At 72.1% G+C, this 13362-nt stretch carries 12 protein-coding genes; 7 read left to right on the forward strand and 5 right to left on the reverse strand.

Features of this window, described 5'->3' with window-relative positions:
- The first annotated feature begins 136 nt into the window (after positions 1-136).
- Positions 137-1267: a branched-chain amino acid aminotransferase gene (locus tag C8K30_RS21715; protein ID WP_108494998.1), complete on the forward strand. Its 1131-nt coding sequence runs from the start codon at positions 137-139 to the stop codon at positions 1265-1267.
- A 47-nt stretch (positions 1268-1314) separates the two neighbouring features.
- Here the strand turns inward: C8K30_RS21715 and C8K30_RS21720 are convergent, their stop codons facing one another.
- A complete protein-coding gene (locus C8K30_RS21720; RefSeq protein ID WP_108494999.1) occupies positions 1315-2118 on the reverse strand; it encodes a GAP family protein in 804 nt (267 codons plus the stop codon).
- Between the two features lie 110 nt (positions 2119-2228).
- Here C8K30_RS21720 and C8K30_RS21725 point away from each other — a divergent pair, with 110 nt between their 5' ends.
- From C8K30_RS21725 to C8K30_RS21735, 3 genes are all read left to right on the forward strand, one after another.
- Entirely contained in the window at positions 2229-3758 is a 1530-nt protein-coding gene (locus tag C8K30_RS21725; protein WP_108495000.1) for a sensor histidine kinase, read from the forward strand.
- On the forward strand, positions 3755-4414 hold the full coding sequence (locus C8K30_RS21730; RefSeq protein ID WP_108495001.1) for a response regulator transcription factor: 660 nt from the start codon (positions 3755-3757) through the stop codon (positions 4412-4414). The genes C8K30_RS21725 and C8K30_RS21730 overlap by 4 nt, the downstream gene beginning before the upstream one ends.
- 144 nt (positions 4415-4558) lie before the next feature.
- The gene (locus C8K30_RS21735) at positions 4559-6322 is read left to right on the forward strand and encodes a cellulase family glycosylhydrolase (protein ID WP_108495002.1); all 1764 of its coding nucleotides are present in this window, start codon (positions 4559-4561) and stop codon (positions 6320-6322) included.
- An 86-nt stretch (positions 6323-6408) separates the two neighbouring features.
- Here C8K30_RS21735 and C8K30_RS21740 read toward each other — a convergent pair whose 3' ends face one another.
- Positions 6409-6993: a hypothetical protein gene (locus C8K30_RS21740; RefSeq protein WP_108495003.1), complete on the reverse strand. Its 585-nt coding sequence runs from the start codon at positions 6991-6993 to the stop codon at positions 6409-6411.
- A gap of 137 nt (positions 6994-7130) precedes the next feature.
- Here C8K30_RS21740 and C8K30_RS21745 point away from each other — a divergent pair, with 137 nt between their 5' ends.
- Genes C8K30_RS21745 through C8K30_RS21755 form a run of 3 tightly spaced genes read left to right on the forward strand, consistent with a single transcriptional unit; the run spans position 7131 to position 9723 of the window.
- Positions 7131-8060: an ABC transporter ATP-binding protein gene (locus C8K30_RS21745; RefSeq protein ID WP_108495004.1), complete on the forward strand. Its 930-nt coding sequence runs from the start codon at positions 7131-7133 to the stop codon at positions 8058-8060.
- On the forward strand, positions 8060-8887 hold the full coding sequence (locus tag C8K30_RS21750) for an ABC transporter permease (RefSeq protein ID WP_108495005.1): 828 nt from the start codon (positions 8060-8062) through the stop codon (positions 8885-8887). Before C8K30_RS21745 ends, C8K30_RS21750 begins: the two co-directional genes overlap by 1 nt.
- Positions 8884-9723 carry an ABC transporter permease gene (locus C8K30_RS21755; protein ID WP_108495006.1) on the forward strand — a complete coding sequence of 280 codons (840 nt, stop codon included), beginning with the start codon at positions 8884-8886 and terminating at the stop codon, positions 9721-9723. Before C8K30_RS21750 ends, C8K30_RS21755 begins: the two co-directional genes overlap by 4 nt.
- Before the next feature lie 45 nt (positions 9724-9768).
- On the opposite strand, the gene C8K30_RS21760 is transcribed toward C8K30_RS21755, so the two are convergent.
- The 3 genes from C8K30_RS21760 to C8K30_RS21770 are packed head-to-tail and all read right to left on the reverse strand — an operon-like array spanning position 9769 to position 13360.
- Entirely contained in the window at positions 9769-11169 is a 1401-nt protein-coding gene (locus C8K30_RS21760) for an alkaline phosphatase family protein (RefSeq protein ID WP_108495007.1), read from the reverse strand.
- Positions 11166-12470: a metabolite traffic protein EboE gene (eboE, locus tag C8K30_RS21765; RefSeq protein WP_199230627.1), complete on the reverse strand. Its 1305-nt coding sequence runs from the start codon at positions 12468-12470 to the stop codon at positions 11166-11168. Before eboE ends, C8K30_RS21760 begins: the two co-directional genes overlap by 4 nt.
- Before the next feature lie 11 nt (positions 12471-12481).
- Positions 12482-13360 carry a TatD family hydrolase gene (locus C8K30_RS21770; RefSeq protein ID WP_108495008.1) on the reverse strand — a complete coding sequence of 293 codons (879 nt, stop codon included), beginning with the start codon at positions 13358-13360 and terminating at the stop codon, positions 12482-12484.
- Between the last annotated feature and the right edge of the window lie 2 nt (positions 13361-13362).

Here is a 13362-nt window from a genome sequence, read left to right on the forward strand (position 1 = left end):
CCCGGGTCACGCAGACCGACCCGGGCGCCGCCGTCGTACGTCGACGAACGTCCGGGCAGGCGCCCGGCTCGGAATGCTCCTTCCGCCTTGCCGGGCGTGGAAGACTGACAACAGCATTCCGGTGAAAGGCATCGATATGACAACCTCGACGGACCCCATCCTCCCGACCCGGCTCGAAGACCTGGTTGCGCTCTTCGACGTGCGGCCCACCGACGCGCCGACGTCGGACGCCGAGCGCGCCGAGGCGCTCCGCGCTCCGAAGTTCGGGACCAAGTTCACGGACCACATGGCGCGAGTCTCCTGGACCAGCGCCGACGGCTGGAAGGACCGGCGGATCGAGAAGTATGGTCCGCTCCAGCTCGACCCGGCAACTGCCGTGCTGCACTACGCGCAGGAGATCTTCGAGGGCCTCAAGGCCTACAAGCACGCCGACGGCTCGATCTGGACGTTCCGTCCCGACCAGAACGCGGCGCGCTTCGCCCGGTCCGCGCACCGCCTCGCGCTGCCCGCGCTCAGCGTCGACGACTTCATCGGGTCGCTGGCCGCCCTGGTCCGCACGGACATCGACTGGGTGCCCGACGGCGAGGACTCGTCGCTGTACCTGCGGCCGTTCATGTACGCGTCGGAGGTCTTCCTCGGCGTGCGGCCGGCAGCCGAGGTCGAGTACCTGGTGATCGCCTCGCCCGTCGGCCCGTACTTCTCGGGCGGCGTGCAGCCGGTGTCGATCTACGTGTCCGAGGAGTACCACCGAGCCGGGCCCCCCGGCGGAACCGGTGACGCCAAGTTCGGCGGCAACTACGCCGCAAGCCTCCTGCCGCAGCTCCAGGCGCAGAAGCAGGGTTTCGACCAGGTCTGCTTCCTCGACGCCGCGACCAGCAGCTACCTCGAGGAGCTCGGGGGCATGAACGTGTTCCTCGTGATGGACGACGGCACCCTGCACACGCCCGAGCTCGGCTCGATCCTCGAGGGGATCACCCGCGCGTCGGTGCTGCAGCTCGCCCACGACCGCGGGTACGAGGTCGTGGAGCGGCGGATCCCGCTCGCCGACGTCGTGTCCGGCCTGGAGACCGGGAAGGTCAAGGAGTTCTTCGCGTGCGGCACCGCCGCCGTCGTGACGCCGGTGGGGCGCCTCGCCGGGACCACGTTCGACCACGAGGTGAACGGCGGGAAGGCGGGCGAACTCACGATGGCCATCCGCCAGGAGCTCACCGACATCCAGTACGGCCGCGCCGAGGACCGGCACGGCTGGATGCGCCGCCTGGCCTGACGCCACGCCCCCCGCCGAGATGGTCGTCCACCTCGGCGGGGGCGGGCTCAGCCCCAGAGCTTGCCGACCGCGTCGCGGGCCACGAGGAACCCCACGATCCCGACGACCCACGCGGTGGTGCTCGCCGCGTTCCGGGTGAGCCAGCCGTCCAGCCGCCCGAGCGGGCGCTCCACGAGCCGCGAGGCGAACACGCGCGCCGCGGTCAGCACGAGGGCCGGCGCGATCATGACCAGGCAGTACCCCAGGATCCAGAGTGCCGACGCCGGCCAGCCCGGACCCTGCGTCCCGATCAGGCCCAGCGCCGCGAGGTAGGGGAGCATCGACGCGACCTCGACCAGCCCTGCCCCGACCGCCAGCGTGGCCAGCGCGAGCCCGCTGCCGGACTCGGTCCCCAGCACGCGCTCGCGCCAACGGCTCAGCTTCCCCGAGCGCTCCACCGGGTTGTCGGTCGCCTGCGCGGCGCCCGCCCCTGGAGCCGCACCTGCCGACGACCCGCTCGCCACCGACTCCGCGGGCTTGCGGCCCCCGACCGGCTCCAGCTTGAAGCTCCACGCGAACAGTCCCACGCCGATCAGCAGCTGCACGATCAGGAACGGGCGCATGCTGGACAGGTCGGCGAGCGTGTCGCCCAGCGCACCCGCCCCCAGCAGGATCGCCAGCCCGACCAGGGCGTAGAACCCGGCGATCGACCCGAGGTAGACGAGCATCCGCCCCACCCGTACCCGTCCGGGCGACATGAGCAGCCACACGGGGATGAGCAGGGTGCCGAAGCTCGTCGAGTCGATGAGCGCGAGCACGGCCAGGGCGCCGAACAGTGCGGCACCCGTGAGCTCGCCGGAGATGAGGTCCATGCCGCACAGCCTGCTGCACGTCCCCGGGCCGGCGCATCGGCCGAAGCGCCGAGACCCGAGTACATACTTCGGATGACCCGTACCCCGCCACGTCGTGCTGAGATGGTGGCATGCCCAGCCCGTCCGACCTGATCGCGCCAGTCGCGAAGGTAGTCATGGCCGAAGACCGGCGCGGAGACGTCATCACGGCGGCGGGCCTCCTCGTCATCGCGCTGACCCTCGACGCGCTGGGCCTGGTCAGGACGTCGTGGAGCGGTCCACCAAGCGTGCCGTCCTGGTGGTTCGCGGTCCCGGCGATCGTCGGCTGCACCGCACTGGTCTGGCGCCGGGTCCACCCGCTCGGTGCGCTCGGCGTGGCCACTGTCGCCTTCGGCGCCGACGTCGCGCTCGGCGGCAGCGTCGGCCTGGTCGTGATCGTGTGGGAGGCCCTGTACGCGGTCCACCTGCACGGCCGTCCGGCAGCGCGGCGAGTGACCTCCGTCGGCGTCGCGCTCGCCTCGCTCGCGCTGATGATCGCGATCGGTGTGATCACGGGCGAGCTCAGGGCGGCGGTCCTCACCGGGCTCCAGGCGGTGACCCTCCTGGTCATGCCGATGTGGTGGGGCGCGAACGTGCGTCAGGGCCGCGAGCTCACCGCCGCCGCGCACGAGCGGGGACGGCTCGAGCGAGAGCGCGGCACCGCACTCCTCCGTCTCGCCGAGGCATCGCGGCACGACGCCGTCCGCGCCGAGCGCACCGCAGTCGCCCGCGACCTGCACGACGTCATCGCCTCGCACCTCTCCGCCATCACCATCACGTCGGGCGCTGCGCTCGCGGGCGCGGCCGAGCCGGAGCGCGACCGTGCGGCACTGCGCAGCATCCGCGCGGAGAGCCTGGCCTCGCTGCAGGACATGCAGGCGATGATCCGGGTGCTGCGCGCCGAGACCGTACAGCCCGGTTCGGGGCAGGACGGTTCGGGACAGGACGACTTGGGGGCGGACGGCGTGGGCGGCCCGGTGCGGGACAGTACGGCAGCGGGTCGGATGCCAGACGGCCTGGCATCGTCCAGTGCGGGATCGCCCAGTTCAGGATCGCCCAGTTCAGGATCGTCCAGCGCAGGATCGTTCGGTGCGGGATCGTCCCGAGCGGCGTCGTCCGGCGTCGGCAGCGTGGACCTGCTGGCCGCGCCGCGCGCCGCCCAGCTCGCTCCCGTGGTGGAACAGGCGCGGCTCGCGGGGCTCGACCTGGCGGTCGCGGATCCCGACGGCGTGCTGACTGGCGTCACGGCGCTGCCGGCGGCGGTGGACCACGCGGTGTACCGGGTGGTCCGGGAGGCACTGACGAACGTGCACAAGCACGGCGGCGCCCGCGCCGACCTGAGCTTCGCCGCGGGAGACGGCCTGGAGATCGAGGTGCGGGACGTCGGCACGGGGCCGGACGACAGTCCCCGCGACCGGGCCGACGTCGGCGGGGGGACCGGGATCGGGCTGGTGTCGATGCAGGAGCGCGTCGAATCCCTCGGCGGGTCGTTCGAGGCAGGGCCGGAGCGCGCCCGGTCCGGCGGCACCGGATGGCGGGTCCGCGCCGTCCTGCCGCTGCCCGACCGGGTGACTGCGGGGCCCGCGTCGTCGGATCGGCCGACGCCGGAGATCCGCGCATGATCCGTGTCCTGCTCGCCGACGACCACGCGGCGATCCGCGCAGGCCTGCGCATGCTGCTCGCGACGGCCGGCGACATCGAGGTGATCGGTGAGGCCGGGGACGGTGCGGTGGCGGTGACGAACGCACGGGCGCTGCGCCCCGACGTCGTGCTGATGGACGTCCGCATGCCTGGGACCGACGGCGTGACCGCTACCCGGCAGATCGTCGACGAGGGGCTGGCCGAGGTCCTCGTGCTGACGACGTTCGACCTGGACGAGTACGTGTTCGGCGCGCTCCGGGCCGGGGCGGCGGGTTTCCTCCTGAAGACCGCCGAGGCGTCCGCGCTGGTGGACGCCGTGCGGCACATCGCGGCCGGCGACGGCGTGGTGGCACCGGAGGTGACCCGGCGCCTCATCGCGGAGCTGTCGGCGCCGCGCGCCAGGAACGGCGGCAACCGGGGCGTCGGCCCGGCGGCGTCCCTGCCCGCGGACCTGACGCCGAGGGAGCGGGACGTGCTTGCGGGCCTCGGCTGCGGCCTGTCGAACGCGGAGCTCGCCGCCGAGCTGTCGATCAGCGAGGCGACGGCCAAGACCCATGTGTCGCGGGTGCTCGCCAAGCTCGGCGTGACGTCCCGCGTCCAGGCCGCGATCGCGGCCCGCGACGCGGGCCTGGCCTGACCGGTCGCGGTTCCGCGCGGCGCGACGGCGACAGCATGCCAACGGACAATCCTCAGAAATCGGTTACCAGCAGCCCTTGACTTCACCCCGGCCCAACCCGAGCATGGGAGCGTTCCCACAGGTGCACACGAGAAGGGCCTCGTCATGCAGAGAACTGCGCGCACCCTGGCCGGCATCGTCGCCGGCCTCGCACTGACCCTCGCTTCGGTCGCCCCGGCGGCCGGAGCCGGAACCACCAGCGGTCCGGAATCCGGCAGCGCCGCCGGGGCAGCCGCCCAGCCGAGCTCGACCAACGAGAAGGCCAAGGAGAAGGCCAAGCACAAGACCAAGGAAACGGTCGCCGACATGCAGCCCGGCTGGAACCTGGGCAACAGCTTCGACTCGACCGGCGGCGACGAGACGTCCTGGGGCAACCCGCGCGTCACCGAGGAGCTCCTGGACCAGGTTCGCGCCCAGGGCTTCAACAGCATCCGGATCCCCGTCACCTGGGGCCAGCACCAGGGCGGTGCGCCCGACCACACGATCGACCCGGCGTACCTCGACCGCGTCGAGGAGGTGGTGGGCTGGGCGCTGGACGACGGCTTCTACGTGATGATCAACATCCACCACGACTCGTGGCAGTGGGTGAACACCATGCCCACGAACCACGACGCCGTGCTCGACCGCTACACCGACACCTGGACCCAGATCGCCGACCGGTTCCAGGACGCGGACGGCCGGCTGCTCTTCGAGAGCGTCAACGAGCCGCAGTTCACGGGCAGCTCGGGCGAGCCGGCGAACCTCGAGCTGCTGGCCGAGCTCAACGACGTGTTCTACGACGTCGTGCGCGGTTCGGGCGGCGGGAACGCGAACCGGCCGCTCGTGCTGCCCACGCTGAACACGGGCTCCGAGCCGACCAAGATCGAGGCGCTGGCCGCGCAGATCGCCGCGCTGGACGACCCGAACCTCATCGCGACCGTGCACTACTACGGGTTCTGGCCGTTCAGCGTGAACATCGCCGGGTACACCCGGTTCAACGCCGAGGTGCAGCAGGACGTCACGAGCACCTTCGACCGGGTGCACTCCGCGTTCGTCGCCCGCGGCGTGCCGGTGATCCTGGGGGAGTACGGGCTGCTCGGGTTCGACCGGCACACCGGGACGATCGAGCAGGGGGAGAAGCTGAAGTTCTTCGAGTACCTCGGCCACGCGGCCCGCGAGCGCGGCATCACGACGATGCTGTGGGACAACGGGCAGCACTTCGACCGCACCGCCCACAGGTGGCGGGACACGGCCCTGTTCGACCAGGTCTCGTCGAGCTGGACGGGGCGGTCGGGGACGGCGTCGTCGGACCTGGTGTTCGTGCCCGCCTCGGGCGGCGTCGCCGCCCAGAGCCTGACGCTCAACCCGAACGGGACCAGCTTCCAGGCCCTGCTGCACGACGGCGCGGCGCTGGTCGCCGGGACCGACTACACCCTGTCGGGCAACGAGCTCACGCTGTCCGCGGCGCTGCTGGAGCGGCTGGCGGGTGATCGGACGCCGGGACCGGCCGGCGAGCTGGTGGCCCGGTTCTCCGGCGGGGTGCCCTGGACGATCCGGGTCATCAACCAGGAGACACCGGTGCTGCAGGACTCCACGGGCACGACGGGGGCGTTCGCGATCCCGACGTCGTTCACGGGCGACCTGCTCGCGACGATGGAGGCTACCTACGCGGACGGGTCGAACGCCGGGCCGCAGAACTGGACGCCGTACAAGGAGTTCGACGTGACGTTCGCGCCGGACTACGCAGCCGGGACCATCAGCCTCACCCCGGCGTTCTTCGCCGAGGTGAACGACGGGACGGTCAATCTGACGTTCCACTTCTGGAGCGGTGAGACGGTCGGCTACACCCTGACCAAGACCGGGACCACGATCAGCGGCACAGCCGACTGACCCGTTTGTCGAGTGCTGGGTACTTGCTGGTCCGACGCGGCAGCCCCAGCAAATACCCAGCACTCGACGTGGAGGGGAGTGGGCGGTCAGGTGGCCGTGCGGCGCACGACGGTGCGGCTGAGGGTGCCCGTCAGCAGGGACCAGACGGCGGAGCCGATGACGATCCAGACGACCGCGGCGAGGACGGCCGGCACCGGATCGGAGAGATCGGCGAACGGCACGGCGGCGAGGATCACGGTGGCGAGGGAGACCACCCAGCCGAAGAACGCCCGGGGACGCGGCGTGCTCAGGACGAGCAGATAGAGCACGATCGCGGCCGCGAGGGCGAAGAGCGCGCCCGCCACGACCCAGGCCATCGCGTCGGAGCCGGTGCCGAACAGGTCGGCCTGCGGCTGGATCTCCAGGTTCAGGACGTCCTCGAGGATGAAGTCCGCGGCCAGCCCGATGAGGGCGGCCACGAGCATCGTCGCCAGCGCTCCGGCCCAGTAGCGGCCGACTTCCAGGCCGAGGCGCGGGTTCTGCGTGCCGGACGTGACGGGCTGGACGACCTCTTCGTCGGGGCCGTGCCCCAACGGCTGGGTCGGCGTTCCCGGGGTCTGCGCCGGCGGCGGATAGGCGGGCGGCGGCTGCTCCCCGTAGTCGGGGTCATAGGGGCGGTTCGGGTCGCTCATCGCGGTACCTCCCGGTTGTAAGCCCTATGTCCACTCCACCACGGATCGGGCGGGGTTGCACGGCGCGGGGCGAAGGGATCGGGGCGCGACCGCGGAGCTTCCCGTCCGTGTCGGTGACCCGTCCTACTGTGTGTGGCATGGCCAACGATGTCCTGCTCAGCGCGAGCGGTCTCACCAAGCGGTTCGGCGACTTCACGGCGGTCGACGGCGTCGGCTTCGCCGTGCGCAAGGGGGAGTCGTTCGGGTTCCTGGGACCCAACGGCGCCGGCAAGTCCTCGACCATGCGGATGATCGGTGCGGTGTCGCCGGTGACGGCCGGTGAGCTGCGGATCTTCGGGCAGGACCCGGCGACCAACGGGCCGCAGATCCGGGCCCGGCTCGGGGTGGTGCCCCAGCACGACCAGCTGGACCAGGAGCTCACCGTCGAGGAGAACATGTGGGTGTACGGCAGGTACTTCGGCCTGTCCCGCGCCCAGGTCCGCGAGCGCGCGGTCGAGCTCCTGGAGTTCGCCCAGCTCACGGAGCGTGCCAAGGACCGGGTGGAGCCGCTGTCGGGCGGCATGAAGCGGCGCCTGACCATTGCCCGGGCGCTGATCAGCACGCCGGAGATGCTGCTGCTCGACGAGCCCACCACCGGGCTCGACCCGCAGGCCCGGCACCTGCTGTGGGACCGGCTCTTCCGGCTCAAGCGGCAGGGCGTCACCCTCATCCTGACCACGCACTACATGGACGAGGCGGAGCAGCTGTGCGACCGGCTCGTCGTGATGGACCACGGGCGCATCGTCGCCGAGGGCTCGCCGCGGGCCCTCATCCGGCAGCACTCCACCCGTGAGGTGCTCGAGCTGCGGTTCGACGTCGACGACCACGCGGAGTACGGCGCCAAGCTGGCGGGCATCGGCGACCGTGTCGAGGTCCTGCCCGATCGCCTGCTGGTCTACACGGAGGACGGCGACACGGCGGCCGCCGAGGTGCACGACCGCGGCGTCCAGCCCCTGTCGTCGCTGGTGCGGCGCTCCACCCTGGAAGACGTGTTCCTGCACCTGACCGGCCGGACCCTGGTGGACTGATGAGCACCGACGTCTTCACCGCACGCGGGGGCCACGGCCCGCGCCCGCCGCTGGCGACCCGCGAGCGGGTGGGCGCCGTGACCGGGTACATGCTGCTCGTCTACCGGCGCACGCTGCGCGGCACCATCATCAGCACGTTCCTGTCCCCGCTGTTCTTCCTGCTGGCCATGGGCATCGGCCTGGGCTCGCTGATCGACGAGCGCACCGGCGGCGTCGGAGGTGTGCCGTACCTGCAGTTCGTGGTGCCGGCGATCGTGGCCATGCAGACCATGTGGCTCGCCATGTTCGAGGCCACCTATCCGGTGATGGACTACATCAGGTGGAGCAAGCTCTACGACTCCATGCTCGCCACCCCGCTACGCGTGCGGGACGTCATGGTGGGGCACATCGGCTCCATCGCCGGCCGGCTGGTCCTCGCCACCTCCGTGTTCATGCTCGTCGCCGCCCTGTTCGGCGGGTTCGCCACATGGGGCGCGCTGTGGTGCCTCCCGATCGCCGTGCTCACCGGCCTCGCGTTCACGGTCCCCATCTTCGGATTCACCGCCACCCAGCAGAACGAGGACGGGTTCAACATCCTGTTCCGCCTGATCGCGACCCCGCTGATGCTGTTCAGCGGCACCTTCTTCCCGATCGACCAGCTCCCGGTGTGGATGCAGCCGCTCGCCTGGGTGACCCCCCTGTGGCACGGCGTCGAGTCCGCGCGCATGGTCGCCCTGGGGACCGTCGACCCGCCCTGGCTGGCCCTGCACACCGGCGTGCTCCTGATGTTCGTGCTGGTCGGGTGGGTCCTGTGCGAACGTGCGCTGACGAAGAGGCTCGTCACATGAGCACGACGACGGCGCCCGCAGCGCGTCCCGGCCTCGCCTCCCGCATCGCCCGCGCCGTGCCGATCCCCGCCGGCGCCGGGATGGCGCGCATGCTCGTCGAACGCAACGTCCGCGCCTACCGGCACCTGTGGGTCGCACTGGTCACGGGCTTTGCCGAGCCGGTGTTCTACCTGTTCTCCATGGGGATCGGCATCGGCGGCCTGGTCCGCACCGTCACCACCGACAACGGCGCCGAGGTGCCCTACGCGGCGTTCGTGGCCCCCGCCCTGCTCGCGGCGTCCGCCATGAACGGCGCCGTCTTCGACTCCACGTTCAACGTGTTCTGGAAGCTCAAGTACGCCAAGCTGTACGACGCCGTGCTGGCCACCCCGCTCGGCCCGCGGGACATCGCGGTGGGCGAGATCTGCTGGTCGCTCATCCGCGGCGCCGTCTACTCCGCCCTCTTCCTGGTCGTCGCCGCGCTCGCGGGCGCCGTCACCTCGTGGTGGGCGCTGCTCGCCCTCCCCGCTGCCGTCCTCATCGGGTTCGCGTTCGCAGCGATCGGGATGTTCGCCACCACGTTCATCCGCTCCTGGGTGGACTTCGACTACGTGACCCTCGCGATCCAGCCCATGTTCCTGTTCAGCGCCACGTTCTTCCCGCTGGCGACCTACCCGCCGGCCCTGCAGTGGCTGGTGCAGGCGACGCCGCTGTACCACGGCGTCGCGCTCGAGCGGGCGCTCATGCTGGGCCAGGTGGACTCCGGGATCTGGGTGCACGTGGCCTACCTGGTCGGACTCGGCCTGGTGGGCCTGGTCGCGGCGTCGGCCCGGCTGGAGAAGCTGCTGCTGTCGTGAGCGCCGCCTGGTCAGACCCGGGTGACCCGGGCCTGACCCGGCGGCCTAGCGCACCCCCTGCAGGTCCAGCACCAGGCCCTTCACGGCCGACGCCGGCACCTGGCCGGCGTCGTCCTCGACCCAGCGGGAGACCGCCGCGGGGATCCGCGCGTCCGAGCACAGGACGAGCGGCGTGTCCGCGGCCGAGTCGGGCAGCCGGCCGTGGGTGCCGCGCACGTACGACGCGTCGAGCGGGGTGGTGCCCATCGCGTACCGCAGGCCGAGCTTCTTGCGCACCAGGTTCAGGCCCGCCTTGGCCTTGGCCAGCGGGTCGGCGGGGTTGAAGAACAGCTCGGCGGGGTCGTAACCCGGCTTGCGGTGGATGTCGACGCCGCGGGCGTACTCGGGCGCGCGGTCGTCGTCGAGCCAGAAGTAGTAGGTGAACCACGAGCCAGGCTCGGCCACGACCACCAGCTCGCCCGCCCGCTCGTGGTCCAGCCCGTACTTCGCCTGCGCCGCGCGGTCCAGCACCTCGTCGACGCCGGGCACCGCGCGCAGCAGGTCCGCGACCCGGGCGGCGTCAGCGGGGTCGTCGACGTAGACGTGCGCCACCTGGTGGTCCGCGACGGCGAAGGCGCGCGACGTCCAGGGGTCCAGCTGCTCCCGGCCGTCCTGCACGTAGACCTCCAGGAAGCCCTCGGAACGCAGGATGCGGTTGATGTCCACCGGCCGGTTCGCCTGCCCGATGCCGTACTCCGAGACGGCCACGACGGTGACGCCCGCCGCCTCGGCGTCGTCGAGCAGGGGCGCCAGGACGGCGTCCAGCTCGGCCGCCGCCCGGTCCGCCTCCGGCGAGCTCGGGCCGAACCGCTGCAGGTCGTAGTCGAGGTGCGGCACGTACGCCGTCGTGAGGTGGGACGTCCGGGTGCGCAGCAGGTGCCGGGTCACGTCGACGATCCACCGGCTCGACGCGATCGACGCCGTCGGGCCCCAGTAGGTGAACAGGGGGAAGTCGCCGAAGCGGCCCGTCAGCTCGTCGTGCATGGCCGCCGGCCGGACGTACGCGTCGGGCGACTTGCGGCCGTCGGCGTGGTAGATCGGGCGCGGGGTGACGGTGACGTCGGTGGTCATCCCCATCGCGTACCACCAGCACACGTTGTCGGCGCGGTAGCTCGGATCCAGCGCGCGGCCCGCCTCCCACAGCTTCTCGCCCGCGACGAGCCGGTTGTGCTGACGCCACAGGTACACGTCGCCCAGCTCGCGGAAGTACCAGCCGTTGCCGACGATCCCGTGCTCGGCAGGCGTCAGCCCGGTCAGCATCGTGGACTGCACGCTGCAGGTCACCGCGGGCAGCACGGTGGCGAGCTCGGACTGCCAGCCGGACTCCGCGAGCCGGCGCAGGCGCGGCATGTGGGCCAGCGCGCGGGCGGTGAGCCCGACGACGTCGAGCAGCAGGACGGGCTTCATGCGTCCACTCCCTCGGTGACGGTGGCTTCGGGGACAGCGGATCCGGTGCCGGGGACTCCGGTGACGGCGGTTCGAGCGACAGGGGCACCGGTCGCGAGCAGGTGTTCCCCGGCCCAGCGCAGCTCGGCCGCGATCCCGGCCACCAGGCCGGCCTCCCCGCCCGCGGCGGCAGCTCCCACCGCGCCGCCAGCCCCGCCGGCAGCCCCGCCGCCCGCCACGCCGTCCGGCAGCACCGACCACGTGTAGGTCTCGACGTCGAGGTGCGCCTCGGCCCCGTGCGGTGCGGCGCGCACCGCGGCGACGGCGTCGCGCAGCACGCTGGTCGTCGCCGCCAGCGGCGCGGCCGGCTCGTGGTGCAGCGGCACGTGGAAGTGCACCCGCCACGGCCCGACGCCCGGCAGGGCCGGGCGCCCGGTCGTGTCGCCGAGTGCAACGGGCAGGTCGTCGGAGGCCAGCACCTCGCCCGACGGCGCGAGCTCGCCCACCTGGTGCAGGTAGCGCTGCTCGACGAACCGGCCCACGGCGTCCCGTGCGCCCGGCGCGGACAGGTCGGCGACCTCCAGTGCCGCGGAAGCCTGCACCTTGACCACGCGCAGGCCGGCATCGGTGATCCGCCGGACCGCGCCCGCCGGGTCCGCGAACGACACCGCCAGGTGGCACGTGTCCAGGCAGACGCCGACGTGCTCGGGGTCGATGCGCCGGTCGTCCGGCACCTCGGGGCCCGTGCGCGCGGCGAGCCACGCGACGACGTCCTCCACGGTGTCCAGCACGCACCCCGGCTCGGGCTCGACGGCGACGCGCACGGTCCGGCCCGTGCGCAGCGCGAGCTCGCGCAGCTCGGCGGACAGGGTGGCGAAGGCCCGGGTCGCCTCGTCGTCGTCGGCCCGGGTCCAGGGGGCGCGCCAGGCCAGGGGGAGGGTCGAGATCGACCCCGCGGTGCCCTCGGGCAGCAGGTCGGCCAGCACCCGGGCGCACGCCAGGACGTAGTCGAGCCGGGCCCGCTCGGCCCAGGTGGGGGAGTACACCGCGAGCTTGACGACCTCGCGGTGGAAACCGCCGTACGGGAAGGCGTTGAGGGTGTGCACCCGGAGCCGGTGCTCGGCGAGCGCAGCGCGCAGCCGGTCCCGGTCCGCGGCGGACGTGTCCAGGCGGTGCGCCAGCTCGGCGGGCAGCCACAGCCCGACGCTGAGCGTGTCGAGGCCCGCGGCCTCGCGCACCGGGCCGGAGTACCGGGCGAGCTGGTCGAGCACGCCGTCGAGGTCCTCGGCGGGGTGCACGTTGGTGCAGTAGGAGAGCAGCATCGTCAGCCTCCTCAGGCTCGCGCGCCGCGGAGCACGGACGAGCCCTCGAACTCCACGCCGGGCGTCGGGGGAGCGCCCTCGGTGAACCCGGGAACGGGATCGAGCACCAGGTTTCCCGACTGCTCGTAGAAGGCGACCGGGTTGCGCCACAGCACCTGGTCGACGTCGTCGTCCGAGAAGCCGGCGGCCAGCATCGCCTGCCCCGTCCGGGCGGTCTTGAGCGGGTCGGAGCGCCCCCAGTCCGCGGCGGAGTTCACGATCATGCGGTTGATGCCGTACTCCTTCAACAACGCCACCATGCGGTCCTCGTCCATCTTGGTGTCGGGGTAGATCGAGAACCCGGCCCAAGCGCCGGCGTCGCGCACGAGGGCGACGTTGGTCTCGTTGAGGTGGTCCACGAGCACCCGTTCCGGCGCCAGGCCGGACTCGCGCACGACGTCGAGCGTCCGGTGCGTTCCCGCGAGCTTGTCGCGGTGCGGGGTGTGCACGAGGACGGGGAGCTCGGCCTCCTGGGCCATCCGTAGCTGTGCGGCGAACACCTCGTCCTCCTCGGGGGTCATCGAGTCGTAGCCGACCTCGCCGACGGCCACGACGCCGTCCTTGAGCAGGTAGCGCGGAATCTCGGCGAGCACCTCGCGGCAGCGCGGGTCGTTCGCCTCCTTGGGGTTGAGCGCGATCGTCGCGTGGTGCCGGATGCCGAACTGCGCGGCCCGGAACCTCTCCCAGCCGAGCAGGGAGTCGAAGTAGTCGGTGAACGAGCCCACACTGGTGCGGGGCTGGCCCAGCCAGAACGCGGGCTCGACGACGGCGCGCACACCCGCCGCGTACATCGCCTCGTAGTCGTCGGTGGTGCGGCTCGTCATGTGGATGTGCGGGTCGAGGATGCGCATCG

Source organism: Promicromonospora sp. AC04 (assembly GCF_003058225.1).
In the GTDB taxonomy this organism is placed as follows: domain Bacteria; phylum Actinomycetota; class Actinomycetes; order Actinomycetales; family Cellulomonadaceae; genus Promicromonospora.